Here is a 25,302-nt window from a genome sequence, read left to right on the forward strand (position 1 = left end):
TGGTCAAGCAGGCGTTGGTTTGGTTAACACTTCTTCCAGAAGACGAATGTATATTTTTATCCCCTCTTCTATTTCTGAAAGGTAGATAAACTCGTCGGCAGTATGAGAACGCTCCGACAGTCCAGGCCCCATTTTTACGGTACTAAATGGCATGAGCGCCTGATCTGACGTGGTATCAGAGCCAAATAAATGGATGTTTTGGTTTTTAGCGGCCAAAACAAGTGGGTGCTCAACGGGAATAGTCGATGGATTCATCCTCATCGACCTGGGAACCACTTCTGAACTAACGCCCTGTTTTATAAAGTCAACTATCTCAGGCAAAGTATAACAATCGTTGACCCTCACATCCACCACAAACTTGCAGGAATCGGGGATCACGTTATGCTGCGACCCGGCATTGATTACGGTCACCGACATCTTCACGGGACCAAGCCATTGCGAAGTCTTGGGCAGCTTCTGAGCTCTGATCCATTCAATATCTTTTATCGCCTTGTAAATAGCATTTTCTCCAATGTCTCTTGCAGCATGACCGGCCACACCTTTGGCCTCACAGTCTAACACCATCAGTCCCTTTTCGGCCACTGCCATATTCATGCCAGTGGGCTCACCCACTACCCCTACTTCCACATTTTCCAGCACCGGCAAGGCGATTTCTATCCCCTCCTTGCCCGACACCTCCTCCTCCGAGGAGGCCACCAGATAAACATTATAGGCCAAATCGGTTTTGTAATAAAAATGCAAAAAAGTAGCTATAAGCGAGACCAAGGGGCCCCCAGCATCGTTGCTGCCCAGTCCGAAAAGTTTGCCTTCTTCCACATGAGCTAGAAATGGATCCCTGGTATAACCCTTGTTGGGTTTGACGGTGTCATGGTGAGAGTTGAGCAAGATCGCAGGTTTGCCAGACTCAAAATGCTTATTTTTTACAATGATATTATTCTGCACCCTTTGTACAGGCACGCCGTGCTCCTCAAAAAAATTCTGAATAGCATCACCAGTCCGGTCTTCTTCTCGGCTAAAAGACTGAATAGCAATGAGGTCTTTCAATAGCTGGACTGACCCTTCGGTCAACTCTTTTACTGTCATGTATTCTATTTTTCTAGCTGGAGCGTTGTGCCCGCTTTTTCATTTGAAATATTAGCAAAGCCCACAATTCGTATCTTCCTTATTCCTTCATTCAGGGCTTCGAAAGCGCTTTCAAGCTTGGGTATCATTCCCGAATGAATTTGTCCGGAGGCTTTCATTTCAGCAAAGCCCGCTTCATCTATCTTTTCAACCACAGAATTGTCATCGTCCACATCGGTGAGCACTCCGGCCTTATCAAAGGCAAAGATGAGAGTCACTTCATAATGCCTCGCCAAAGCCACTGACACCACCGTTGCCATGGTATCGGCGTTGGTGTTAAGCAATGTCCCCTTCCCATCGTGAGTGAGTGGCGCAATCACTGGCACCGTACCCTGCGCAACAAGGTCATTCAGGGTATCGGCATTTACCTCGATAGGATCACCGACAAAGCCCCAGTCAACTCCATCATCAGAAGGACGCTTTACGCTCACTATCAGGTTGCCATCGGCACCTGTTAATCCAATGGCGTTCACCTTGCGGCTTTGCAGGTTTGCAACTAACTGTTTGTTCACCAGGCCACCATACACCATAGTCACCACTTCAAGCGTATCCTTATCAGTTACCCGCCTGCCATTCACCATGTTTGGCTTAAGGCCAAGCTTGAGAAGGTACTGGTCCGCCAGCCTTCCTCCACCATGTACTAACAGTTTATTCCCCTCCAGCGCTGCAAATGCTTTAAGAAATTGGCTGGAAGACTCCTCATTTTCCAGTACCCCACCACCAACTTTCACTACCGTTAAATTCTTCATTACTCTTTAGGCCTCTACAAAATCATCTTTCGAATGCAGCTTCAAAAATATACTTCTATATGCAGTAAAAGGAATAAAACAGAAAAAAACCCATGAGCTTTCACTCATGGGTTCCCGGATGCTAAAGTTTACAAGTTCCTTTTTTTGCTATTTGAAGATTCTAAAGGCGATTCCTTTATATTCTCCAACGTATTCATTTGGCTTAGTATCTGTAAAGTCAATAGAAATGGCTCCGTCAGTTCCCGTTTCAAAGTTCCCCAAAGCTACTCCGGCAGCAAAAACTTCAATCGACAACCCGGCAACCGGAATCGTATCAATCCCAACTGACTGATTCAAAATACCGGACTTGTCAAGCTCATAAAAATACGCCATCACATTGTCCGTTCCGTCCTCGGTCACCAACAGCACTGGCGACGCTACCCTTGGCAAAATGAGTTCATCCTCCTTTTCACAGGCTGAGAAAACAAGTGCCACTACAAAGATTTGAGCAACTATATATATCTTTTTCATCTTTTCTACGCTTGATTTTGTTATCATCATTTTTTCACGTCGGATTATTCCACCCACCAGAGAGCTGTTTTCATGTCGTCGGGGCCACCATTGAGTGCTGCACCGGCTTCAACATTTGTCCCATTTAGTGAATACTCAGTGGAAGGATACACTAACCTTGTAGGAAGCACACCGTCGTTTTGAAACAAAGCCCTTGGATCGGCCGCAGGAAGCACTGGAAAACCTGTGCGTCTCAGCTCAGTCCATGCCTCTATACCCTGACCAAATAGTGCCACCCACTTTTGAGTGATAATATTTTCCTTTGAAACAGGGCCTAAAGACGCAACAAATCCCGTCGACATGGTTGTATCATACTGGTCAAATGAAGCTTGAACAGCCTGATCAAAATACATCTGAGGGTCTCCCGTGATGTCCCCCTCCAAAGCGGCTTCTGCCTTCAAAAACAGCAGTTCGGCATAGCTCATCAGGATAACCGATGACGTTTCCTGAGCAAAATTATCTGGATTAATGATCGCACTATAACCCAGGTAATTTGAGCCAACAGAACCCGGAAGTCCATTGGGCGTTCCCAAAATCTCACCCTCAGCAAACTCTCCCGGCGTCGCAAAAACTGACAGCCTTGGGTCTCCCATTTCGCCCATTTTGTCAACAAGTGTGCTGCTCATATTCCAGTCGGTTCTGCCCTGAAGGATGAGTATATCATGCCAGGGGTTGTTGGTCGGACGTGATCCATAAGTCAAGGCAGCCATTTCAGCATTGCTTTCCATCATCGGATAGGTGGCCGGATCATCTAGCATCGCTTGCATTATCGCCCCCGAACCTGTCACAATATGCGCTTGCCTGTTCAACAGTCGAAAGCGAAGGGAATTAAAAAACTTCTTCCACATAAGGATATTTCCATTGAAAAGGATATCCCCGGAAACACTTGGTCCTGAAGCGTCAAGGAGGCTATTAGCTTCCTCAAGGTCGGCAATAATGCCGGCGTACACAGTTTCCTGCGAGTCGTAGGCCGGAGAGAAAATCGCCTCTGCATCCGTACCTCTGGCTGCCTCGGAATAGGGAATGGCGCCCCATACATCGGTTAACATAGAAAATATCCACGCCTTCATACCAATCCCAATTCCCATGTAGTTAGGATTGTACTTACCGCCATCGGGCCCCGCTATTTCAACAATCTTCTGAAAATTGATAAGCCCATCTGTATAGAAAACCTCCCAGTTGGATATATTTACCGAGGGTTGCACATTGTAATTGTCTCCCTCATTTTCATAAATATTACGGGAAATATACCCTACCCACGACATCGCATGGTCAAAGTTGAGCCTTTGGTTTCTGGTCTTATTTCCCCAATAGTTATCAATTGTAGTTTGCAATGCCTGCGGCAACAAAAACTGCGCACCTACACTTACAGGCCGGTTGGGGTTTGTGTTTAGCTCTTCAAAATCTCCTGTGCATGAAGCCAGTATCAGCACCACAGCACTCAGTGTAATTGATATATATTTCTTCATTGTATGGCTATTTAAAATTTAACATTTACGCTGAAACCCATGCTTCTTGTGCTGGGCAGCTGACCGTAGCTATAGCCCAGGCTTGCACTGCTAATTTCAGGATCAGCATGAACCGTGTTTTTGAAAAGGATAGCAAGATTGCGGCCTACCACAGACACTGAAACCGACTGAAGGAAGTTATTGCTCATCCATTTTGCAGGCAGGGTATAGGACAACGATGCCTCTCTAAGCTTCACATAAGTCCCATCAAAAACAGCAGCCTCATGATACTGGCGACCGCTGTAGTACCCGTAGAAGTTACGAGCAGGAACCACCACGTCGTTGTTGACATACTGTGGGCTTTCCTCAGTCCCCATGTTTTTGACACCAGCACCAATCACACCTTCCTCACGACCAACGCCGGTTTCTTCCAGCACACCAGTCACCCTTTGCAAGCTCACCCCCATGTCGTAAAGTGCCCCACCTTTCTTCATGTCGAAAAGCACGCTGAGGGCAACACCTTTATAGCTGAATGTATTAGACACTCCAGCCAGCCAATCAGGCGTAATATTGCCAATCACATGCTGTCCGGCAAGGTTATAAGGGTAGCCATTTTTATAGAGCAACTGACCGTCATCGGCCCTGGCAAACTTGTTACCATAAAGGTTGCCATAAGGCTCGCCGACACGTGCCTCCAGTGAAGCGCCTCTTTCAGACCATAAAGTCAGAGAGGTAAGCCCATCGGCCAGAGCAACGACTTCGTTTCTGTTTTTTGAAAAGTTAACCCCTATATCCCATCTCAGGCTGTTGGCAACTTGTACCAGTGTTCCATTGAGTTGAACCTCCACGCCTTTGTTTTGAATCTCTCCTGCATTCAAGACTCGGCGGGTATATCCGGAAGCTCTTGAGATATCTACACCAAGAATCTGATCCCGGGTGGTTTGATTATAATAGGTGAGATCCAGACCAATCCTGCCGGAAAGAAAGCGTAAGTCGGCACCCAGCTCAATTCCAGTGGTAATTTCTGGCTTGAGGCTGGAGTTAGCAATCTCCTTGCTTTCCGCAAATTTCGGGATAGCTCCATCCCACAAACCTGTCGGACTAAATACCTGCTGCAGTAAATAAGGGTCAGCATCGTTGCCCACCTGCGCCCAGCTTGCTCTTACTTTTCCAAATGAAAGCACTGAGTTCTTTATCCCCAGCATTTCAGTAACAACACCACTCAATGACACAGAAGGGTAAAAGAAGGAATTATTTGAAGCTGGTAAGGTGCTTGACCAATCATTTCTGCCTGTTACATCAAGAAACAGGTAGTTGTTGTATCCAATCTGAAACGACCCGAACAAACTATTTACCTGGGATTCTTCTACTGCACTCGCATCGATATTGGGTGAAGCATTATTTCCAAGGTTGTACACCTTGTCGATGGTGAGCTGCTGCACCTCTGAATAGTTGCGTTTATAATAATTAACCCTTGAAACGCCTCCGGCTTGCGCCGTCAGTTTCAGGTCGGGGGTCAAATCTTTGTTCAGTGTGAAAATGAAGTCAGAGTTAGTTTCTTGTCTCCTTAGCACCTCTTCGCTGTAAGAGCCTCTACCAAAAGAGTTTCTCGTTCTTTCGTAGGCTATGATATTCAATCTTGTATCAGTCCAAACATCCGTGCCCGACCGTACCATCAAACTCAGCCACTCGTTGAACTCATAGTTCAATGCGACATTGCCAAGAAACCTGTCCTTTTCATTGGGCCGCACAAGCACCTCTTCGATGAAGTAAGGATTGGTGAAATAGGTGTGCTGCCAGTTAGGCGGCTCGGTATTGCCCGCTCTCTGGATATGCACATCTTCATAGTCCTTATAATTGCGAAGCTTATCATAGTCAACATCCCTATGGTGCCAAATGAAAGTTTGATTACTCAGAAAGTTCCTGTTATCAGATCCTGATTTAATATACTCGCCAATCGTTGTGATCGACAGTTTATCAGTGAACTTATAGGTTGAATTCAACCTGAAGTTATTTCTCCAGAAATTATTATTATGGACAATACCATCCTGATCGGTTCTGCCAATGGCCAGACGAAAGTTTCCGTTATCGTTGCCGCCTGAGATGGCCACCGTGCTAACCGTGGTTCTTCCTGTTTCCCACCACTGTTCCCAGTTGTCTGGCTGAGGCACAAGTGGCGCTGTCTCTGTGCCGGTCCACCACTGCCGAACAAGTCTGCCGTCCATAGGTGCACCCCAGCTTTCATCTGTACCACGGGTGCCCTTGAAGCCATCCACAGTACCGCTCCAGCCGTCCGCATACCATGAATTATATCCGTAGCCACCTGCATAGGTGTTCTGGAACTTTGGCTTCACCAAAGGGTTTTCGAAAGTGGTGCTGAAGTTGGCATCAACGCCAATACCTTTGTTGTTCTTCCCGCTCTTGGTCGTAACAAGAATAACACCATTAGCAGCTCTTGACCCATAAAGCGCCGCTGCATTTGGCCCCTTCAGTAAGCTGATCTCGGCAATGTTGTTCGGGTCGATTTCCGAAAGACCACCTCCAAATCTTTGGTTATTTGTTCTTTCTGTCGATGTACTATTCGACGTTTGTTGAATGGGCACGCCATCGATGACAACTAACGGTTGGTTGTTGCCGCTTACAGACGAAAAACCACGAATGATAAACTCCGGACTACCTCCAGGCACGCTGTTGCCCGACACTTGCAAGCCAGCCACCCTGCCCGAAAGGTTATTCACAATATTTTGGTTGGGTACTTTGCTAACAATATCCCCTCCAACACTTTGTATGGAATAGCCCAGCGCTGCTTTGTTACGCTCCATACCAAAGGCAGTTACAACTACCTCCGTAAGCTGCTTTACATCTGAGCTCATCGCTAAGTCGATAACCGACTGCGAGCCGATGGCCACTTCCTGGGTTTCAAGGCCGATAAAAGAAAAAACCAGGGTTTCAGCGTTCGCTGGCACTCCAAGCGAGTAATTTCCGTCACCGTCGGAAATGGTGCCAGTTGTGGCTCCTTTGACCACAATATTTACTCCTGGAATACCGCTCTTGTCTTCTTCTGAAGTCACTTTGCCTCTGATAATGCGTTCCTGAGCACTTGCAGGAAAAACAGAGATGCACTTAATGAATAACATTAGCAGAAAACTTCTTGCCAACATCAACGTCGTAGAATTGTTTTTCATAGATTACAGTTTTCGTTACAGATAGATCAATAGAATTCAAGCACGAACCGCAAATGCGGCGTGAGGTCGAGGGGTGCTGCTAAAATGTCTGCGTATTAAAGCTCGGGTGTTGAGCCTGATCCAGGAGCTACTGAAAAGCGTGCACTGCTTGAGCTCACTAAATCACCAATCTGATAAGAGGATTATACTGTACTATATACTACCTAACTACTTTTTCGATCGTGGGTGTTGATCTTCAATAGAGCATTGTTGTATATCAAAAATATCGCCGGATCGGTATAAAATGAAATTTTCAACCTACTAAATGCAAAAAAGCCAAATATAAATCCAACGAGTCTAGACTTTTGCAAATCGGCTAGACCTAAAACATCTGAAATTGATAAATTATCACCTAAAAGGTGAAAAAATTGTTATTTTCATTAAAATAAAAATGATTCATTGAACACAAATCAATGCTTTAACTCTTTCAATAATTCCTTTAAAACTCGTTGCGTAGCAAATTCCCGGTTGGCTGCCTGTTTCACCACGATACTATGTGGCCCATCCAACACATCATCGGCCACCTCCACATTCCGTCGAACCGGCAGACAATGCATAAACCTGGCCTGATTTGTCCACGCCATCTTCTCAGCATCGATGATCCACTCCGGAGCGTCCATAAATTTGCCATAGTCGTTATATGACGACCAGTTCTTAGCATAAATAAAATCTGCCCCTTCAAACGCCTTCTTTTGGTCAAACTCTATTACCGCACCTTTGGTATATTTCGTTCCAAGCTCAAGCCCTTTTGGGTGGGTAATCACAAACTCTACATCAGCTTTATTCATCCATTGAGAAAACGAATTGGAAACACAATGGGGAAGTGGTTTGATGTGGGGCGCCCACGAAAGCACGACCTTTGGCCTCGGCTTTGGTTGATGCTCCAATATCGTTATCAAGTCAGCCAGTGATTGCAGCGGGTGCAGCGTAGCCGACTCCATATTAACTACCGGCTTCCCCGACTTAGTGGCGAAGGCGGTTAAAATTTTTTCCTCAGAATCAATGTCTCTGTTCTCCAGCCCCGGAAAGCACCTAACGGCAAGTATATCACAATAATTAGCCATTACCGGCACAGCTTCCTTGATATGTTCAGCAGCCTTTCCGTTCATTACGGCTCCATCCTGAGTTTCAAGTGTCCACAAGTCGCCCCCCACGTTGAGCACCATGGTTTGAATGCCAAGATTAAAAGCGGCCTTTTGCACGCTCATTCTTGTCCTTAAACTCGAGTTAAAAAAAACCATTCCCAGCATTTTTCCTCTTCCAAGGTGCATGTCTGCCAATGGATTCTTCTTCAATTCAATAGCTTCTCTCGCAAAAGCCATCGGGTCACTTAAGTCGTCTAAGGATAAGAAATTGTTCATTGCTTAGGTAGGTTTACTATGAGTCACGAAAGTTTGCAAACTTTTGGGAAGTTGCAAGGCTTTTTATTTTGCTAGAAAGCCACTCCCTTCAACTGGAGGCCCGTCCTCTCCTCCCAACCCATAGCAAGATTCATGTTTTGAACCGCCTGACCCGACGCACCTTTCAAGAGGTTATCGATAATAGAAATAACCACCGCTTTGTTGCCCACCTTTTTTGGGTAAACCACACACTTGTTGGTGTTTACTACCATCTTCAAATCGGGATTCACAGAGGAGACATGTGTGAAGGGCGTTTTCTTGTAAAAATCAGTGTACTGCTTTACAAGTTTTGCCTCATCACCAGCATAGTCGAAATAAGCCGTGGTGATAATCCCTCTGGTGTAGTTGCCCCGGTAAGGAATAAAATTGATGGGTGGAACCTCTGCCAGCGAAGCGAAAGAAAGTGTTTCAGCCACTTCAGCCAGGTGCTGGTGCTCCATCACTTTGTAGGCAGACATGTTACCTTCTCTCCATGTGAAATGGCTGGTCGGGCTAAGCGACTGGCCTGCTCCTGTAGACCCTGTGATGCCGGAAATATGTATTTCACTTTTCAGCAAACCAGCAGAAGCAGCTGGCAGCAGAGCCAATTCCATTGCTGTAGCAAAACAACCCGGATTGGCAATCAGTCTTGCTTTTTTCACCTTATCGGCATTGAGCTCGGGAAGTCCATATACAAAACCCAGAGGGTTGGACGATAACCGGAAGTCATGACTGAGGTCTATCACCTTGGTTGACTCGGGGATGGCCTGCTCTTTTAGAAAACCTACCGAAGCGCCGTGGCCCTTACACAAGAAAATGACATCAGGCCAGCTGTCAAACTTCTCAGCAAACACCAGGTCGGTCTCTCCAAGTAAGTCGGTGTGGATACTGGTAATAGGCGACCCAGCCTGGCTTTCGCTCACCAAATGGCCGAGCGATACTTTGGGATGATTAAGGAGTATCCGAACAAGCTCCCCGGCAGTGTAGCCAGCGGCACCCCATATACCTGCTGTTATTTTCGATTCTTTACTCTCCGGCATGCTCCCCTACTTTTTGAATGATCATTTGTTGCACTCCAAATATCTTGGCGAAGCCTTTCGCATCGTCTGCCGACCAAAGGCTGTTCATTTCTCCATATTTACCAAACAGGTTATTCATTAAGTCAAACTTCGACTCGATACCATGCACCTGAAAACGATAGGGAGCCAGCACCACAAAGACTTTACCCGTTACCCTTGCCTGGGAGCTTTCCAGAAAGGCCTCCAGATTGCGGCATGCCGGATCCAGCCAAAGGCCTTCATGCATCAGCTGTCCGTACCACAGCGATTGTTGTTCTTTGATCTGAAGCTGAAATTTACTCAGCACATGCTTTTCAAGTCCCTGATGGGCTTTGATGAGAATGGCCGGTGCTGGCGCTTCAAAACCAACTCTTCCTTTAATACCTAGTATCGTATCGCCCACGTGGATATCTCTTCCTATACCGTAGCTACCTCCCAGCGCATTGAGCGCTTTAATAACTTCCACGGGCTTCATTTTCTTTCCATCTAATCCAACTGGTTGTCCCTTCTCAAATTCGATGACAATGGACTTTGACGCCGACTCAGTAACCTTGCTCGGGAAAGCTTCCTCGGGTAAAAAGCCGTTTGAGCCAAGCGTTTCCTTTCCTCCTACTGACGTACCCCAAAGCCCCTGGTTTACTGAGTATAGAGCCTTATCGAAGTTCATATCTACCTTGTGCTCTTTCAGGAATTGGATTTCTTCCTCCCTGCTAAGTTTTTTCTCCCTTATCGGTGCTATGATCTCCTTGCCAGGGCAAAGCGCCTGAAAAACAAGGTCGAAGCGGACCTGGTCGTTGCCAGCGCCGGTAGAACCATGGGCAATCGCATCCACATTCAGATGATTAGCCAGCCTGGCAATTGCCCTAGCCTGAAAAACCCGCTCCGCACTCACAGACAGTGGATAAGCCTGGTTTTTCAGCACGTTGCCATAGAGCAAAAACCTGATACCTTCCTGATAATACTCTTCTACAATATTGAGCACCTGATGGCTTGCCGCTCCAAGTTTGTTGGCCTTTGTTGCCAACACATCCAACTCCTCTTTGGTAAACCCTCCCGTGTCAGCTAAGGCCGTATGCACCTCGTAACCCAACGACTGCAAATAGATCAAACAATAGGAGGTATCAAGCCCTCCACTATAGGCCAATAAAACTTTCTTCTTCATTAGTAATATTTTGAACGATGCTACCCGATGATTTTCTAAGCTCTCTGCAAGCTTACCTGCTCAGCAGCTTTCTTTCCCGTGAATTTAAGAAAAGCTGCCCGCTTGAGCCTCACAAGACGCTCATAAACCTTTGATTTCTTAATGAAATTCCACCTTTTCTCCGACTGTTCTTTTGGGTCGAAAAGCATAGCGGTGCAAATACAGTTGGTTCTGTTCTTACTCATCAGAATGCTGTAATTCACGCAGCTGGCACAGCCCTTCCAAAAATCCTCGTCTTCAGTAAGCTCTGAATAAACTACGGGTTCGTAGCCAAGATCGGAGTTGATTTTCATCACCGGCAAGCTGGTGGTTAAGCCAAAAAGCTTCGCATTCGGGAACATTTTACGTGAATGATCGAACGCCTTTTCTTTGATTCTCTTGGCGAGCCCCTCCTTGCGGAAATCCGGGTGAACGATCAGGCCGGAGTTGGCAGCAAACTTGCCATGGCTCCAGGTTTCGATGTAGCAAAAGCCGGCCCAGTCTCCACCTTTAGTAAAGGCCACAATTGCTTTATTTTCCAGCATCTTTTTAGCGATATACTCGGGAGAACGTTTGGCGATGCCGGTACCTCTCTTTAGAGCGCTTTCCTCTATCTGCTGGCAGATTGTTTCAACAAACGGAACGTCGGCAGCTGTCGCTACCCTGACAGAAAATTGTGTCATTGTACAAAAACCCTACGGTTAATAGTTTTGAGAAAAAAGAAAAAACAGACTGGGGAGAAAAGGATACCACGTAGGTACCACTGGGGTATAGCAAGGCCTATGGCCTCGGAGTACTTGGCCTAAAATTGTTTACTGAGGGACAATATGTAAGTATTGTAAACAACTGTTTGGTAATTATGGGCACAAATGTATGTCGCTCAACGAATCAATACAAGCAATTGTTTCATTTTTTGGTGGTATCCCGAAATTTCTTCTTGTATTTCCCGAAAGAGTCAGTCATTCCTCCTGAAACCAGGAAAGTCATGATCTCCATCGCAGGAATATCTAACGGTGTGATATTCGCCCTGTCCACAATATACAAGTCGCCAGCAATGCTGTAAGATATGGGAAAATAAACAGCCACCTTCCCTGGTAAGTTGATTGCTTTGAGATCCTCATTAGTTATAAAACCAATTCTTTGAAGTATGCCGTGCGCATCCATATTGACCACTACAGCTTTATCAAACTTCCTCTTATCGCCTACAAAAGCCGTCATCAGGTCGTTAAACGACGAATAAATCATATTGACCAGCGGCAGTCTCTTCAGAATCTTTTCAAAATACTCAAAAAAGGGTTTGGTGATAAAATAGGTAGCCAGGTAACCGATCATGAGCGTGCCTGCCAGTATCGCCAGGATACCAAGGCCTGGAATGTCGATTGGAATCAACCCATCAAGCCATCGCACCACCCCCACACTCACATAAACAGTAAGCGCCAGTGGCACCACAAACACCAATCCCTTTAAGAAATAACTTACTACTCTACTCATATACAATAAAAAAGGCTTTGCAATTTAGTGCAAAGCCTTCTTTGATATCGAAGTTTTGTTATTGTTTTTGCGGCAATCAAATAGCGATTCCAATAAAGGACTTAAATGCAATCCCCATCAATCCGGTAATCAACATCGTAAGACCAAGACCTTTGAGGCCATCTGGCACGTGAGAGTACTTGAGCTTTTCTCTTACTGCGGCCAGTGCCACAATGGCGAGCATCCACCCTACTCCGGATCCCAAACCGTAGGCTGTTGCTTCCACAATCGTATAGTCTCTCTGGATCATGAAAAGAGAAGCCCCAAGAATGGCGCAGTTTACAGCGATCAGGGGAAGAAATATACCCAGGGAGCCATAAAGCGCAGGAGAAGCTTTTTCAATGATCATTTCCACCAGCTGCACAATGGCTGCAATGATGGCAATAAACATGATAAAGGTAAGGAAGCTTAGGTCTATCGTTTCAAAACTAGCCCCAAGCCAGCTAAGTGCCCCTTCGTTCAGTATGAAAGTCTGCATTACCCAGTTGATCGGCACGGTAATACCCAAAACGAAAATTACAGCAGCACCCAAACCAATTGCCGTGCTCACTTTTTTGGAAACGGCCAGGAATGAACACATGCCAAGAAAATAGGCAAATATCATATTATCGATAAATGCACTCTTAATGAATATGTTTAATGCTTCCATGTTCTTAGTGTTCTACGTAACCGTTTTTAGTTCTCTGTACCCAAATGATCAACCCAAGTATCATAAATGCGCCGATTGGGTCAACCATCAATCCGTTGGTTGGAAAGTCCAGTCCCATGGCGGCAAATACTTTGAAGTCAAATATAGAAGCCGATCCAAAAAGCTCTCTGAAGAAAGCCACGGCCAGGATGATCCATGAATAACCAAGGCCACTACCCAAACCGTCAAGCATTGAATCGTATGGCTTATTAGCCAGCGCAAAGGCCTCAAGGCGACCCATCACAATGCAATTGGTGATGATCAGACCCACGTAAGCTCCCAAAACCTTATACATATCGAAAGCATAGGCCTTTAGCACCTCACTTACCAATGTCACGAGCGTTGCCACTACTGCTAGCTGTACGATGATACGCACCCTGTTGGGAATAAGGGTACGCATAAGAGAAATAAGAAGGTTAGAAAATACAATTACCAGCGTAACGGCAATCGCCATCACAAGAGTAGGCTGCATTTTCACAGTTACTGCCAATGCCGAGCAAATACCCAACACCTGAACAGTAACCGGGTTATCGTCGTTCAGCGGATCGGTAACAAACTTCTTCCGCCTTTTCGAGAATAAAGGTTCCGCTTCTTTAACTACTGGTTTTTCTAGCGTTTCAGTGCTCATCGCAAACTGATTTTAGTGTTTATTAATCTCTTCTAATCAAAAAGCCATTGCAGATTGCCCGCTAGCTGACTTTTGCTTTTTAATAAATGCAGTGTAAGACGAAAGGTAATTTTCGAGCATTGCATTCACCCCTTTTCCAGTAAGTGTTGCACCCGACATTCCATCTACATGGTGAGCGTCTTGTGGCTTGCCACTTTCTCCCTTCACCATGGTAACAGACACCAAATCACCATTTTCAAATATTTCCTTTCCAACGTAGCGTCCCTGAATCTCCGGAGTAGTGATTCTCGCTCCAAGTCCGGGAGTCTCCGATTTATGGTCAAATGCAACTCCTTTGATAGTATTCAGGTCACCATCCAAAGCCATGTAACCAGAAATCCAATCCCAAAGGCCGCTACCAAACATCGGGAAAACGTAGGCAATCACTTTCGATGGGTCGTTTTCGTCAAGGAACATAAAAACTGGGTAGTTTCTTTCCTCCTTGGCTACTTTGTGGTTCTTCTGAATATCGATCTTTTCAGCGATCAAAGGATTGCCTTTAGCGTCCTTCTCAACCGGATTACCGTTGATATCTACAACCACAGACTTAAATCGCTTGTCATACAGTGCCAATACTTCCTCTCCTGTCTTGAGGTTGGAAATATCCATCACCGCACCCAGGATTTTCTTCTTGGTATCAAGCTCAATCTGCTTGGTTTGGGCTGGCTTAAGGCCAACCGAGGCAAGTGATAAAGCGCCACCAAGTATGATGGTCATCACTCCCGAAAATAAAAGAACATAAGCGTTAGACTGTCGCACGTTGTAGCCTCCGTTTTTTGTTTGCTTGTACTACGTAATAATCGATAAGTGGCGCAAATACATTCATAAGAAGTATCGCCAACATGATTCCCTCCGGATATGCCGGGTTAAACACACGGATCAAGACTGTTAATAATCCTATCAGGAATCCATAAATCCATTTGCCAGTTTCAGTTTGAGAAGCTGTAACAGGATCGGTAGCCATAAATACGGCACCAAAAGCCAGACCTCCAATTACCCAGTGGTACTGTGCCGGCATCAACATAAACTCATTAAGGCCAACGAGATTGAAGATAAGTCCCATTGAGTAAGCACCAGCAAAAACCGCCACAATTATCTTCCAGCTACCTACTCCGGTTAAAACCAAGATGGCTGCACCGATCAGGCACATCAAAGTAGACGTTTCACCTATTGAGCCTGGCATTATACCCAGGAACATATTCCAGAAATCATAAATACCTGCTGACCATGAATCGTTGAGTAAATCCACAACCGGGGTAGCCCCGGGGTTGCCCACAGTGCTGGCAGCAATTGCCAAAGGTGTGGCACCCGAGTAGGCTGCTACTGGCGCAGCATCACCAAGATATGTCCAAACCTCGCCGCTAATAGCAGTTGGATAGGCGAAATAAAGGAACGCCCTGGCTACAAGCGCCACGTTAAGTATGTTCATCCCTGTGCCTCCAAAGGCTTCTTTTCCTATAACTATTGCAAACACAGTAGCCAATGCTACCTGCCAAAGAGGAATGGTGGCTGGCATCACAAGCGGTATCAGCAAGCCCGTCACAAGGAACCCTTCACTTACGGGGTGCTGCCTGATCACACAGAAAACGAATTCAACACCAAGGCCTACTGCGTAAGAAACAATGATGATAGGAACCACTTTCAATGCTCCAATCAATATTTTATCTATTAGTTCAGCCTCAACCCCTGTTGCCAGAAAATGCTGATGACCAACATTCCACATGCCAAACAGCAAACACGGAATCATAGCGATGATAACAGTAAACATCATTCGCTTCAGGTCTACAGCATCTTTTACCTGGGAACCTTTCTTTCCGGTGGTAAGGTCTGGGGCAAACACAATAGTTCTGTGGCCTTCATAAAGCGTATGATACTTTTCATACTTCCCACCCTTCTCTACAAAAGGTTTTAGTTTATCGAAGAAATCTTGTAAGAACTTCATAAATACGATTAGCTATATTGAATTAAGTCAAGTCCTTGTCTTAGTATTTTCTGGATATCGTTTTTCGAAACATCGACGAATTCGCAAAGTGCCAAGTCTTCTTCGATAACCTCGTAAATACCCAAAGCTTCCATGTCATCATAGTCCTCAGCCAAAATAGCTTTCATGAGGTAAGTGACATAAATATCCATTGGGAGCACCTTTTCGAGGTTGCCAGACTGAACGAATGAGCGTTGCTCACCGTGGGTATTTGTGTCCAGCACAAACTCTCTTTTTGTATTGGCAAACAGCCCAAATGCCCTTTGAAAGCTCAGCTTATTGAAAGTTGGTAGTATCCAACCCAAAAACTCTTCCTTATCTCCTTCCGGGATAACAGTTACCTGGTTGGCAAAGAATCCTAAGAAACCGTCTTTTCCAACTGCTTCGCCTGAAAGCACATTCCCTGAAATCACTCTGACGTGATCCGATTTAAGGTTACCTTCTAAGAACCTGCCTACATTGGCTCCTGAGTATGTGCTGTAATACTGTGGATTGCTCACCTCAGAACCACAAACTGCTATCACTTTAGAGGCATCGTATATTCCCTCAAGAAACAGCTTTCCTATCTGAATCACGCCATAAGGCGAAACAGTCCAAACAAGGTCTCCTTTATTAATTGGATCAAGGTGGTGGATTTGAACACCCACATTGCCAGCAGGGTTCGGCCCGGAAAACTTATTGACTTCGGCACCTTTCACATGCGCAAACATGGGAAGCACTTCAGCGTCAGCATTGGTGTTAACATGTACAACGCCTGGTGTGAATTTCTTAAGAACATCTATACCAGCCTGAAAGAATTGATCCTGCCCCTTAAATAAGATGCCATAGTTAGGAGAAAGGGGGTTGGTATCAAATGCTGAAATAAATATCGCCTTCGGTGTGGCAGTTGGGTCGGCTATACTTCCGAAGGGGCGCTGAATAATATTTGGCCATACACCACTCTTAGTCAGGAGCTCCGTAGCTGTTTCCTTTGTAAGAGAGCTCATTTCGGACACCGTGAACTTGGTAAACTGCTCGTGTGTTATTTTCTTGTCCGCAAGGATCTTGATCTCAAGAAGCTTTCTTTTCTCACCCCGCTTTATTTCAACTACCTCCCCGCTAACAGGCGAAGTGTACATTACGTTTTCCTGAAGCCTGTCGAAAAACAGGGGTGTACCAGCCTTCACGCTGGCTCCTTCTTCCACCAGTAGTTTGGGGCGAGTAATTCTCTGAAAGTCGGTTGGTTTGACTGCGAAAGTCTCAGGTTGTTGAATTTCACCAATTTTTTCCTCGGCCTTGCCTGCGAGATTGATATTAAACCCTTTTTTGAGCTTTACGAATTTAGACATTTTCAATAGGTAAAATAGACCGAAATCCTTTAAAACGTGGCAAAATTAATAAAATTTAACTCAACTAAAAGGTAAGTGAAATTATTCGTGTGAAGGTTTTTTACCACCCTCATTTTCACTTACATAAACAGCACATTTAAGCAATTGTTGGTTCACTAGGACTTTTTTCCTTGATGAATTCTGCTACCCGCTCCATTAACCACATGGGAGTGGACGTAGCTCCACAAATACCTATATTTTCAGCATCGACAAGCCAGTTCAAGTCCAGCTCCTCTTCGCTCTCAATAAAGTAACTTCTTGGATTGATGGAAAGGCATACTTCGTACAAAGCCCGTCCATTTGAACTCTTTTTTCCGGCAACAAACAACACCACATCCTGCTCTTCCGAAAACTTCCTCATTTGAGGCTCTCTGTTCGACACCTGGCGGCAAATGCTATCGTTGGCATCGAAATCCTGAATTCGCAGCTCACCCTTATTCTCACGAATTCGGTCTTCAATGAGCGCTTTGATATGATAAAAGCCCTTTGTTGACTTGGTAGTTTGGCTAAAGAGCGTGATTGGCCTGGAATAGTCGAGCTTATCCAAATCCTGGTCTGTCATAATAATAACAGCCTCTTCTCTGGTTTGCCCGGCAAGCCCAATTACCTCTGCATGCCCCTCCTTGCCATAAATGACAATCTGCCCCTCCACTTTTTTCATATTGTCGTAGGCGTGCTTCACTCTATTCTGGAGTTTCAACACAACCGGGCAAGAGGCGTCTATTAGTTCAATATTGTTTTCAAGAGCCAATTGATACGTTTCCGGCGGCTCGCCGTGTGCTCTAATCAGCACCCTTGTATTGTGGAGGTTTTTCAGGTCGTCCCGGCTGATAATCCGGAGACCTTTCTGGTAAAGGCGCCTGACTTCCATGTCGTTGTGAACGATGTCGCCCAGGCAATATAACTGACCATTGTCTTCCATTTCATCCTCTGCCATTTTAATGGCAAATTCAACTCCGAAACAATACCCAGAATTTTTGTCGATAGTAATGTTCATAACGCTTTTTCCTGCCCTACTTGCTTCGTTGATCGATTTCAAAATTTTGAAACAAGCTTTTAGTTCTTGTTTCGATCAACTCCGGAAATTAATTTGCTCGTGGCCAGGTTGGTAATGAGCTCTATTTGTTCCTCAAAGGTAATATGTGTGGTGTCAATTTCAATAGCATTTGCTGCCTTCTTTAAGGGACTCTCTTTTCTGGAGGTGTCTATTTCGTCTCGGGATCGCAGGTTTTCAATCACTTCCTCCAACTCTACGAGCTGGCCTTTGCCTAATAACTCCTTCTGACGTCTCTCAGCACGCACATATAGGTCGGCTGTCATAAATATTTTAAGGTCTGCATCAGGAAATACCACAGTACCAATATCTCTTCCATCCATCACCACCCCTTTGCTCTTGCCCATTTTTCTTTGCTGAGCTACCAAGGCATGCCTTACTTCCTTAATGGCACTTACATCGCTTACCTTTTGTGATACATCCATTCCCCGTATTTCTTTTTCTACGTTCAACCCATTTAAATACACCTCATTTACCTTCTTGGTAGCATTGTAATGAAATGTTATATCAATTTGTTCAAGTGCCTTCGAAACTGCCCTGGGGTCAGTAAGCGAAACATGGTTGTCAATAAAATACAAAGTAACCGATCTGTACATGGCACCTGTATCTATGTAGATGTAACCCAAAAGACCAGCAACGGCTCGTGCTGTTGTGCTTTTTCCGCAACCCGAGTAACCATCGATAGCAATTACTATTTTTTGCATCAAATATCAGTTATTGAATATTAGCAGTCCTTGAGCGGGCAAGGTATGGGTTTTCCTTTTTTAATTGTGCGGGCTTTCTGGGTTTTAAACTGAGAAGCCCTGCAACCTTCAAAAAGAACTGATGATGCAAAAATCAATAATATAGCCGCAAGTCCTTGTATTGAGCGGGGGAAATTTTTCATGGTTTAAAGGTAATCATAGATCAGCTAACGATAAAAAGCTAGCTAGAAATACACCCTTTCGAAATGTCCGAAAGGGTGTACGTTAACCTATCACTCAATTGACTTGCACTTGCCTGTCAAGACCTTGCTCTACTCTTTTCACCCACCCTTTGGCTATTTCATAGTAGTGAAAGGCCTCGTCCATTCCATCCTTATGGCTATCGTAAAGAGGAATGTGAATATCCTCTTCACCTTTGTGAAACTTGTGTTTGAACACCAGGCCGATCTTTTCTATGTGGGCATGACCGGAGGTAATAATCACTTCCTTTTCCATCCGGCAACTAAGTATCCGGCTGAGGTCAATCACCAGCGACTGCACTTTGGAGCTGGCATACCTACTAAAAAGGAGTTTTTTGTGGAGCGTATCCATCACCAGAAACTTTCCTGGCAGATCCTCGAAATCTGTGATATCCAACTCGTTTTCCAGGCTTATCTTCTTTAAATAATCAGGTGGGGTTCTTCTGGAACTAAGCTTTTTCTTTATATAGAAAAGCACGATTGGGAGCAAAATGGCCAAAGCGACCAATATTTCTATTGTCTTCATTGCAATAACTTTTTGAGAATGATCAGATGTGAAAAAAACTATCTTCCTGGCACCAATAGTGCAGGGCAGGATCAAACCGGATACCGGTATCAAAAAGCTACTTTAAAAAAACTGATGGTAGAGTGAAAATACCTTTAACGTATTTGAAGGAGGGAGATTTCTTCGATCTTCGGGCGATACCGATTCGCTGACGCTAACAAAACGTCCAACCAGACCAACGAAATGAGGGAAATGATTTTTGGATCTGATATCATCTTCAACTTCCTCTCCGGCCAGTACACTCTGCAGATCGAGAGAGTGGAGAATTTGGCTTTTAAGATGGACAGCATTGTCAACTTTGGAACCTCCGTGGTGGGGCAACGAAAAACCACTGACGGACAACAGCCCCCAGAAGCAAAGCGTAACAACAAATAGTGTCCTTTTCAACTTCATCGTCGAATTGTATACTTTAACGAAGATCAACGGCATTGTGTTGTGAACACCAAAGAATATTTCGTCAAGCCGAAGATACGTAATTTAATACAGCACAAATAGAGCGACCCAGGAAAATTATAAGAGCCCTCTGAAAGATTGACAAACGGCTATCTCGCATTGCTTAAGGTCAGCCCGGTTACCTGCTGTTGATGATGGAGGAAACATCAAGCTACCAAATATCAGGTTTGAGGCGGCATTTTTGCGGCTTCGGTTGTCGGCTTTACCATCTTTTATTCAGCCTTCTTATATTGGAAGTGCATCAAACTTTTAGGAGCAATGGATCAGGCAGCGCAAACTATGATCGACAACCTGGAGAAAAACTCCGGAAAGTCGCTGGATGAATGGATAGCACTAGTAAAAAGCACCGGGCTTTCGAAACATGGTGAAATAATCAAGCTTTTGAAGGAAATGCACGGCCTCACACACGGGTACGCCAATTTGGTGGCTCACAAGGCGAAGGGATCCGATGCGGGCTCAGCAGCCAACCTCGCCGACCTGGTTACAGAACAATATAAAGGCAAAGAGGCTTTAAAGCCCATTTACGATCAGCTGATGGTGGAAATAAAGAAATTTGGCGTCGACGTGGAAGTAGCGCCGAAAAAGGCCTACGTGAGCCTGCGACGCAAAAAGCAGTTTGCTATGCTCACACCCGCTACTAAAACCCGCTTCGAAATTGGGGTCAACTTGAAAGGAGACGAATCAAGTGGCGTTTTGGAAAAAATCACCTCGGCTAATTCCATGTGTTCGCACAAAATCAAACTTGAGTCTGCCGGAGAAATCTCCGCTGAAACTATAGGATGGTTGAAAGAAGCCTACGAGCAGGCAGGGTGAGTTCAGGCAGTACACTGTCAGAACCTCGCCGCCATTAACAAATTCAAATCTTTGTACTTAAGATTGAACTTGCGGGCGAGATGAGGGTTGGTAAGGCTTCCTTTGAAAGTATATACGCCTTTCATGAACCACTTGTGAGTAAATATCATATCGCCAACGCTCCCCACTTCTGCTATTTGCATCAGCACCGGAGTGAATATGTTGCTAAGCGCTGTTGAGGCGGTTCTGGCCACTCTGGAAGCGATATTGGGTACACAGTAGTGAATAACACCGTGTTTTCTAAAAACCGGATCGTTGTGAGTTGTTAATTCGGCTGTTTCAATGCAGCCCCCCTGATCAATGGTGACGTCAATGATGATAGAATCTTGTTTCATTTCCATCACCATTTCCTCTGTCACTACACATTTGTTTCTCCCCTTTTCCACCCTCATAGCGCCAATGACCACATCGGCATTTTTCAGAGCCGTCAGCAAAGTGGTATGATCGAGGGTAGATGTATACACCTGCTGACCAAGGGCATGTTTTACACGCCGTAATTTATAAATGTGGTTATCGAAAATTTGAATATCCGCTCCAAGACCGAGTGCGGCTCTCGCAGCATGCTCCGCTACTGTTCCCGACCCAAGGATAACTACCTGCGTCGGTGGCACGCCAGTAATACCGCCAACAACTACCCCCTGCCCTCCATTCACATTACTGAGGTATTCCGCTGCTATGAGCATGACTGTGCTGCCTGCAATTTCACTCATAGCTCTTACCAACGGCAGTCCGCCTACCTTGTCTTCAATTAGCTCGTAGGCCAGGGCAGTTACTTTCTTTTCGTTGAGTGCATTGATGAAGTGAGCCGATTGACGCCCTGTCTGAATGGCAGAAAACAGCGTTTGGCCACTTTTCATGTAGCTAATCTCCTCCGACATGGGTGGCTCCACTTTGAGCATGATATCGGCAGAATAGACTTCTTTGGCAGAATAGACAATCTTTGCTCCAGCCTCGCTATAGTCTTTATCAAGGAATTTAGCCGCTTTTCCGGCGCCCGTCTCTACCCAAACCTCGTGACCTCCCGCCACTAAAACGGCTACTGAAGATGGCTTCAGCGCTACCCTGTTCTCCTGAAGTGACCGCTCACGAGGAATGCCGATAAAAAGCGATTTATCCCCCTCTCTTACCTTCAGAAGTGATTCCTGCGGATACAGGGATTGTTCTTTCGCTAGTTCCTCCACTTCCTTTCGGTACTTGTCAGCCATATCTCTCGAGCAAAATCTTCCGTTGGTTTTCTGACACTAAGATAAGGGTAATTTTGAGGTATTCTTCGGGCAGCAACGAGGGAATTTTAGAAGGCCACTCGATGAAACAATAATTTCCCGAATAAAAATACTCATCTACACCAATATCAGCTGCCTCCGCCTCAGACTTGATCCGGTAAAAATCAAAATGATAAATAGTCTCCCCTTCAGTGGTTTCGTACTCATTCACGATCGAAAAAGTGGGGCTACTCACATTGTCAACCACCTCCAGTTGCTCGCAAAGCTCCTTAATCAGCGTGGTCTTGCCAGCACCCAGCTCACCTTCAAAAATCCACACCTTGCCTTCGCCCGCCTGTCCAATTATTTGACTGGCAATTTCCGGAAGCTGGGCAATATCCTCACAAAACAATTCTGTAGTCAACTCAGCCTCCCTTGGGTGTCAGGTAAATAATAGGAATGATCATCTCTTCGAGGGAAACACCGCCATGCTGGAAAGTGTCCTTATAAAAATTGACATAATAGTTGTAGTTGTTGGGATAAGCGAAGAAATAATCCTCCACAGCAAAAACGTAGGAAGTAGAAACATTCACCTTTGGCAGGAACATCTCTTCAGGCTTTTTGGCGACAAACACATCCTGCCCGTCGTACCCAAGATTCTTGCCTTGTTTGTAGCGCAAATTGGTATTGGTGTTTTTATCACCGACAATCTTGAAAGGCCTTTTCACCCTGACCGTGCCGTGGTCGGTTGTGATAATTGTCCTGCACTTCTTTTCAGATATCTTTTTTAACGCATCCAAAAGCGGCGAGTGTTCGAACCACGATTTGGTAATCGAGCGGTAGGCGGCCTCATCCGGAGCCAGTTCCCGGATCATTTCCAGGTCAGTGCGGGCGTGCGACAACATGTCCACAAAATTATAAACGATCACATTAAGGTCGTTATTCATCAGGTTGTTGAAATTATCCAACAAATGCTTGCCCTGATTTACATGGATTATCTTGTGATATGATGACTTGATATTCAACCTGTTGCGCTGAATTTGCCGCTTCAGAAAGTCTTCTTCATGGTTGTTTTTTCCGTCGTCGGTATCCTCTCCCACCCAAAGATCAGGATGATGTTTTTCCATTTCACTCGGCAGCATACCAGAAAATATCGCATTGCGGGCATAGGCTGTGGTTGTGGGAAGGATAGAAAAATAAGTTTCCTTCTCTTTAATATTAAAGTATTGAGAAATGACAGGTTCTAATATCTCCCATTGGTCATACCTCAGGTTGTCGATCACTATAAAAAACAACGGGTCATTTTCTTTCAGCTGAGGAAATACCTTTTTCTTCATCAGCTGATGCGAAAGCATTGGTTTTTTGGACTCCGGATCGTTAAGCCAGTCCTTATAATAGTCCGCTATGAACTTAGTGAAGTTTTTGCTCGCTTCTGCTTTTTGCATTTCGAGCACCTCAGCCATGCTTTTATCCTCTGTATTTTCTATTTCCAGCTCCCAATACACCAGCTTCTTGTACACCTCCACCCACTCCTCGTAGTCCATGTGCTCACTGAAAGCCATACTTATGTTCCGAAAGTCCTGCTGATAACTTTGGTTAGTATGCTCGCTCACCAGCCTGCGGTTATCGAGGATTTTCTTGACAGACAGAAGGATTTGATTCGGATTAAGTGGCTTGATAAGATAGTCGGCGATTTTTGCTCCTATCGCTCCCTCCATGATCTCTTCCTCTTCACTCTTGGTAATCATCACCACAGGAAGACTTGGATGGGTCGATTTAATATAGCTCAACGTTTCTAGCCCCGTCATTCCAGGCATGTTTTCATCGAGGAAGACAATATCAAAATCATTATGATCGCATTGATCCAACGCATCTGCACCACTAATCACCGGTGTGACTTTGTATCCCTTGCTTTCAAGAAATAAGATGTGAGGTTTAAGCAGGTCTATTTCGTCATCGGCCCAAAGAATGGAATATTTTTGCATAGTGGCTTTACTTTAAGAAGCTGAGTGATCAATTTACACCCAAAATTCAGTACAACTAGTTTGAACAAAAAGAAAATAATAAACGATCCGGTATACGGTTTTATCACCATACAAAGCGATCTGATTTTTGATATTATCCAACACCCTTACTTTCAGCGGTTAAGAAGAATCAAACAGCTCGGGTTGAGCGACTTTGTTTACCCGGGAGCACTTCATACCAGGTTTCATCATGCGCTGGGGGCTATGCATTTAATGACAATTACCCTCGACAACCTGAGGAGCAAAGGTCACGAAATTTCTCCGGAAGAATACGAAGCGGCACTCATTGCCATTCTACTTCATGATATCGGCCACGGCCCATTTTCACATACCCTGGAGTTCAGCTTGATGAATGGCATAGGTCACGAGCATATATCTGTACTCCTTATCAGTAAGCTTAACGAGTATTTCGAGGGAAAGCTTACTCTTGCCTTCGATATTTTCAAAAATAAATATCATCGTACCTTTTTCAACCAACTGGTTTCAAGCCAACTTGATATAGATCGGCTCGACTACCTGAAAAGAGATAGCTTTTTCACGGGGGTTTCCGAAGGCACCATTGGTGCGGACCGCATCATCAAGATGCTCGACATCCGGGACGGACAGTTGGTAGTGGAAGAAAAAGGCATTTACAGTATCGAAAATTTTCTGAGTGCCCGGCGGCTCATGTACTGGCAGGTATATCTTCACAAAACCTCAGTGGCTTCGGAGAAAATGATGATTCAGCTCATTAAACGAGCCAAGTGGCTGGTGCAAAACGGCACATCTATCAAAGCCACGCCAGCTTTCAGTATTTTTCTTGAAAGAAACATCTCCCTAAAGGATCTTCAGGACGACCCCGAGCTACTTGATGTTTTTGCATCACTCGACGACTACGACATTTGGGGCTCTGTGAAATTCTGGACCAGTTATGACGACAAGGTGCTGAGCATGCTCTCCACCATGCTGCTGCAACGCAAGCTATTTCAGATTGTGATGTCAAATGATAAAATTGAGGCGTCGGTAGCGGAAGGGCTGAAGACGAAAATTCAATCTCAACTGGGTGTAAGCGAGGACGAAGCCAACTACTTTATCGGCAAGGGAAGCATCAGCAACAAAGCGTATATCGCTGAAGGGCAAACCATCAATATTTTAACCAAAGCAGGGCAAATTGTCGATGTTGCCACTGCGTCGGACCTCCCAAACATCAAGGCCATGAGCAAAATCGTAACTAAACACTATCTATGCTGGCCCAAAATTGTATCTTTGTAACACAGAAATTTGAGGC

The 25,302-nt window shown here is 45.1% G+C and carries 24 protein-coding genes; 3 read left to right on the top strand and 21 right to left on the bottom strand.

Going from position 1 to position 25,302, the window contains the following annotated elements; translation table 11 throughout:
• Positions 1-3: 3 nt before the first annotated feature.
• The 18 genes from AAC052_RS01220 to AAC052_RS01305 all read right to left on the bottom strand — a co-directional run bounded on the left by AAC052_RS01220 (position 4) and on the right by AAC052_RS01305 (position 19,465).
• Positions 4-1,083, bottom strand: a complete 1,080-nt coding sequence (locus AAC052_RS01220) for a M20 family metallo-hydrolase (protein WP_339810304.1) — start codon at positions 1,081-1,083, stop codon at positions 4-6.
• Positions 1,084-1,088: 5 nt separating this feature from the next.
• The gene (argB, locus tag AAC052_RS01225; protein ID WP_339810307.1) at positions 1,089-1,871 is read right to left on the bottom strand and encodes an acetylglutamate kinase; all 783 of its coding nucleotides are present in this window, start codon (positions 1,869-1,871) and stop codon (positions 1,089-1,091) included.
• A gap of 147 nt (positions 1,872-2,018) precedes the next feature.
• The gene (locus AAC052_RS01230) at positions 2,019-2,381 is read right to left on the bottom strand and encodes a hypothetical protein (protein WP_339810309.1); all 363 of its coding nucleotides are present in this window, start codon (positions 2,379-2,381) and stop codon (positions 2,019-2,021) included.
• A 44-nt stretch (positions 2,382-2,425) separates the two neighbouring features.
• On the bottom strand, positions 2,426-3,889 hold the full coding sequence (locus AAC052_RS01235) for a SusD/RagB family nutrient-binding outer membrane lipoprotein (protein ID WP_339810310.1): 1,464 nt from the start codon (positions 3,887-3,889) through the stop codon (positions 2,426-2,428).
• 11 nt (positions 3,890-3,900) lie between these two features.
• Positions 3,901-7,053 carry a SusC/RagA family TonB-linked outer membrane protein gene (locus AAC052_RS01240; RefSeq protein ID WP_339810313.1) on the bottom strand — a complete coding sequence of 1,051 codons (3,153 nt, stop codon included), beginning with the start codon at positions 7,051-7,053 and terminating at the stop codon, positions 3,901-3,903.
• A 449-nt stretch (positions 7,054-7,502) separates the two neighbouring features.
• A complete protein-coding gene (locus tag AAC052_RS01245) occupies positions 7,503-8,453 on the bottom strand; it encodes an N-acetylornithine carbamoyltransferase (RefSeq protein ID WP_339810314.1) in 951 nt (316 codons plus the stop codon).
• Positions 8,454-8,524: 71 nt separating this feature from the next.
• On the bottom strand, positions 8,525-9,511 hold the full coding sequence (argC, locus tag AAC052_RS01250) for an N-acetyl-gamma-glutamyl-phosphate reductase (protein ID WP_339810316.1): 987 nt from the start codon (positions 9,509-9,511) through the stop codon (positions 8,525-8,527).
• Complete coding sequence (gene argG / locus AAC052_RS01255) at positions 9,498-10,691, bottom strand: argininosuccinate synthase (protein WP_339810317.1); 1,194 nt, start codon at positions 10,689-10,691, stop codon at positions 9,498-9,500. Before argG ends, argC begins: the two co-directional genes overlap by 14 nt.
• Before the next feature lie 35 nt (positions 10,692-10,726).
• Positions 10,727-11,392 (bottom strand): GNAT family N-acetyltransferase, encoded by a 666-nt coding sequence (locus AAC052_RS01260; protein ID WP_339792247.1) that lies wholly within the window; start codon positions 11,390-11,392, stop codon positions 10,727-10,729.
• Positions 11,393-11,615: 223 nt separating this feature from the next.
• On the bottom strand, positions 11,616-12,200 hold the full coding sequence (locus AAC052_RS01265; RefSeq protein WP_317490334.1) for a DUF502 domain-containing protein: 585 nt from the start codon (positions 12,198-12,200) through the stop codon (positions 11,616-11,618).
• 76 nt (positions 12,201-12,276) lie between these two features.
• Complete coding sequence (gene nqrE, locus AAC052_RS01270) at positions 12,277-12,888, bottom strand: NADH:ubiquinone reductase (Na(+)-transporting) subunit E (RefSeq protein ID WP_152000433.1); 612 nt, start codon at positions 12,886-12,888, stop codon at positions 12,277-12,279.
• 4 nt (positions 12,889-12,892) lie between these two features.
• On the bottom strand, positions 12,893-13,555 hold the full coding sequence (locus AAC052_RS01275; protein WP_152000432.1) for an NADH:ubiquinone reductase (Na(+)-transporting) subunit D: 663 nt from the start codon (positions 13,553-13,555) through the stop codon (positions 12,893-12,895).
• A 36-nt stretch (positions 13,556-13,591) separates the two neighbouring features.
• Positions 13,592-14,311 carry an NADH:ubiquinone reductase (Na(+)-transporting) subunit C gene (nqrC, locus tag AAC052_RS01280; RefSeq protein WP_339810319.1) on the bottom strand — a complete coding sequence of 240 codons (720 nt, stop codon included), beginning with the start codon at positions 14,309-14,311 and terminating at the stop codon, positions 13,592-13,594.
• Between the two features lie 28 nt (positions 14,312-14,339).
• Positions 14,340-15,536 carry an NADH:ubiquinone reductase (Na(+)-transporting) subunit B gene (locus AAC052_RS01285; protein ID WP_339810321.1) on the bottom strand — a complete coding sequence of 399 codons (1,197 nt, stop codon included), beginning with the start codon at positions 15,534-15,536 and terminating at the stop codon, positions 14,340-14,342.
• Between the two features lie 8 nt (positions 15,537-15,544).
• A complete protein-coding gene (locus AAC052_RS01290; RefSeq protein WP_339810323.1) occupies positions 15,545-16,903 on the bottom strand; it encodes a Na(+)-translocating NADH-quinone reductase subunit A in 1,359 nt (452 codons plus the stop codon).
• A gap of 136 nt (positions 16,904-17,039) precedes the next feature.
• Positions 17,040-17,939, bottom strand: a complete 900-nt coding sequence (locus AAC052_RS01295; RefSeq protein WP_317490330.1) for a 4-hydroxy-3-methylbut-2-enyl diphosphate reductase — start codon at positions 17,937-17,939, stop codon at positions 17,040-17,042.
• 59 nt (positions 17,940-17,998) lie between these two features.
• Positions 17,999-18,700, bottom strand: coding sequence for a (d)CMP kinase (cmk, locus tag AAC052_RS01300; protein ID WP_152000428.1), 702 nt, complete (start codon positions 18,698-18,700; stop codon positions 17,999-18,001).
• A gap of 276 nt (positions 18,701-18,976) precedes the next feature.
• Positions 18,977-19,465 (bottom strand): hypothetical protein, encoded by a 489-nt coding sequence (locus AAC052_RS01305; protein WP_339810326.1) that lies wholly within the window; start codon positions 19,463-19,465, stop codon positions 18,977-18,979.
• A gap of 222 nt (positions 19,466-19,687) precedes the next feature.
• Here AAC052_RS01305 and AAC052_RS01310 point away from each other — a divergent pair, with 222 nt between their 5' ends.
• Together AAC052_RS01310 and AAC052_RS01315 are read left to right on the top strand one after the other, a co-directional pair.
• Entirely contained in the window at positions 19,688-19,879 is a 192-nt protein-coding gene (locus tag AAC052_RS01310; RefSeq protein WP_339810327.1) for a hypothetical protein, read from the top strand.
• Positions 19,880-20,215: 336 nt separating this feature from the next.
• Positions 20,216-20,770 (top strand): DUF4287 domain-containing protein, encoded by a 555-nt coding sequence (locus AAC052_RS01315; protein WP_339810328.1) that lies wholly within the window; start codon positions 20,216-20,218, stop codon positions 20,768-20,770.
• Positions 20,771-20,787: 17 nt separating this feature from the next.
• Here the strand turns inward: AAC052_RS01315 and AAC052_RS01320 are convergent, their stop codons facing one another.
• From AAC052_RS01320 to AAC052_RS01330, 3 genes are read right to left on the bottom strand one after another with little or no spacing between them, the layout of a single operon-like run.
• Complete coding sequence (locus tag AAC052_RS01320; protein ID WP_317490326.1) at positions 20,788-22,014, bottom strand: alanine dehydrogenase; 1,227 nt, start codon at positions 22,012-22,014, stop codon at positions 20,788-20,790.
• A complete protein-coding gene (gene tsaE / locus AAC052_RS01325; RefSeq protein ID WP_317490325.1) occupies positions 22,007-22,435 on the bottom strand; it encodes a tRNA (adenosine(37)-N6)-threonylcarbamoyltransferase complex ATPase subunit type 1 TsaE in 429 nt (142 codons plus the stop codon). Before tsaE ends, AAC052_RS01320 begins: the two co-directional genes overlap by 8 nt.
• 1 nt (position 22,436) lies before the next feature.
• A complete protein-coding gene (locus tag AAC052_RS01330) occupies positions 22,437-23,996 on the bottom strand; it encodes a bifunctional response regulator/alkaline phosphatase family protein (protein WP_151998714.1) in 1,560 nt (519 codons plus the stop codon).
• 60 nt (positions 23,997-24,056) lie between these two features.
• On the opposite strand from AAC052_RS01330, the gene AAC052_RS01335 reads away from it, so the two are divergent.
• Complete coding sequence (locus AAC052_RS01335) at positions 24,057-25,286, top strand: HD domain-containing protein (protein WP_317490324.1); 1,230 nt, start codon at positions 24,057-24,059, stop codon at positions 25,284-25,286.
• Positions 25,287-25,302: the final 16 nt, after the last annotated feature.

Origin of the sequence: uncultured Imperialibacter sp. (assembly GCF_963974565.1) — a bacterium.
Taxonomy (GTDB): Bacteria; Bacteroidota; Bacteroidia; order Cytophagales; family Cyclobacteriaceae; genus Imperialibacter; species Imperialibacter roseus.

What these genes read in the sequence shown, in the direction of transcription:
- AAC052_RS01235 (WP_339810310.1), bottom strand. Translation starts at nt 3,889, where the DNA reads ATGAAGAAATATATATCAATTACACTGAGTGCTGTGGTGCTGATACTG.
- cmk (WP_152000428.1), bottom strand. Translation starts at nt 18,700, where the DNA reads ATGCAAAAAATAGTAATTGCTATCGATGGTTACTCGGGTTGCGGAAAA.
- AAC052_RS01320 (WP_317490326.1), bottom strand. Translation starts at nt 22,014, where the DNA reads ATGGCTGACAAGTACCGAAAGGAAGTGGAGGAACTAGCGAAAGAACAA.
- AAC052_RS01295 (WP_317490330.1), bottom strand. Translation starts at nt 17,939, where the DNA reads ATGAACATTACTATCGACAAAAATTCTGGGTATTGTTTCGGAGTTGAA.
- AAC052_RS01305 (WP_339810326.1), bottom strand. Translation starts at nt 19,465, where the DNA reads ATGAAGACAATAGAAATATTGGTCGCTTTGGCCATTTTGCTCCCAATC.
- argB (WP_339810307.1), bottom strand. Translation starts at nt 1,871, where the DNA reads ATGAAGAATTTAACGGTAGTGAAAGTTGGTGGTGGGGTACTGGAAAAT.
- AAC052_RS01230 (WP_339810309.1), bottom strand. Translation starts at nt 2,381, where the DNA reads ATGAAAAAGATATATATAGTTGCTCAAATCTTTGTAGTGGCACTTGTT.
- argC (WP_339810316.1), bottom strand. Translation starts at nt 9,511, where the DNA reads ATGCCGGAGAGTAAAGAATCGAAAATAACAGCAGGTATATGGGGTGCC.
- AAC052_RS01245 (WP_339810314.1), bottom strand. Translation starts at nt 8,453, where the DNA reads ATGAACAATTTCTTATCCTTAGACGACTTAAGTGACCCGATGGCTTTT.
- argG (WP_339810317.1), bottom strand. Translation starts at nt 10,691, where the DNA reads ATGAAGAAGAAAGTTTTATTGGCCTATAGTGGAGGGCTTGATACCTCC.
- AAC052_RS01330 (WP_151998714.1), bottom strand. Translation starts at nt 23,996, where the DNA reads ATGCAAAAATATTCCATTCTTTGGGCCGATGACGAAATAGACCTGCTT.
- AAC052_RS01290 (WP_339810323.1), bottom strand. Translation starts at nt 16,903, where the DNA reads ATGTCTAAATTCGTAAAGCTCAAAAAAGGGTTTAATATCAATCTCGCA.
- nqrC (WP_339810319.1), bottom strand. Translation starts at nt 14,311, where the DNA reads ATGACCATCATACTTGGTGGCGCTTTATCACTTGCCTCGGTTGGCCTT.
- AAC052_RS01220 (WP_339810304.1), bottom strand. Translation starts at nt 1,083, where the DNA reads ATGACAGTAAAAGAGTTGACCGAAGGGTCAGTCCAGCTATTGAAAGAC.
- AAC052_RS01240 (WP_339810313.1), bottom strand. Translation starts at nt 7,053, where the DNA reads ATGAAAAACAATTCTACGACGTTGATGTTGGCAAGAAGTTTTCTGCTA.
- AAC052_RS01310 (WP_339810327.1), top strand. Translation starts at nt 19,688, where the DNA reads ATGAGGGAAATGATTTTTGGATCTGATATCATCTTCAACTTCCTCTCC.
- AAC052_RS01275 (WP_152000432.1), bottom strand. Translation starts at nt 13,555, where the DNA reads ATGAGCACTGAAACGCTAGAAAAACCAGTAGTTAAAGAAGCGGAACCT.
- AAC052_RS01265 (WP_317490334.1), bottom strand. Translation starts at nt 12,200, where the DNA reads ATGAGTAGAGTAGTAAGTTATTTCTTAAAGGGATTGGTGTTTGTGGTG.
- AAC052_RS01260 (WP_339792247.1), bottom strand. Translation starts at nt 11,392, where the DNA reads ATGACACAATTTTCTGTCAGGGTAGCGACAGCTGCCGACGTTCCGTTT.
- AAC052_RS01315 (WP_339810328.1), top strand. Translation starts at nt 20,216, where the DNA reads ATGGATCAGGCAGCGCAAACTATGATCGACAACCTGGAGAAAAACTCC.
- nqrE (WP_152000433.1), bottom strand. Translation starts at nt 12,888, where the DNA reads ATGGAAGCATTAAACATATTCATTAAGAGTGCATTTATCGATAATATG.
- AAC052_RS01285 (WP_339810321.1), bottom strand. Translation starts at nt 15,536, where the DNA reads ATGAAGTTCTTACAAGATTTCTTCGATAAACTAAAACCTTTTGTAGAG.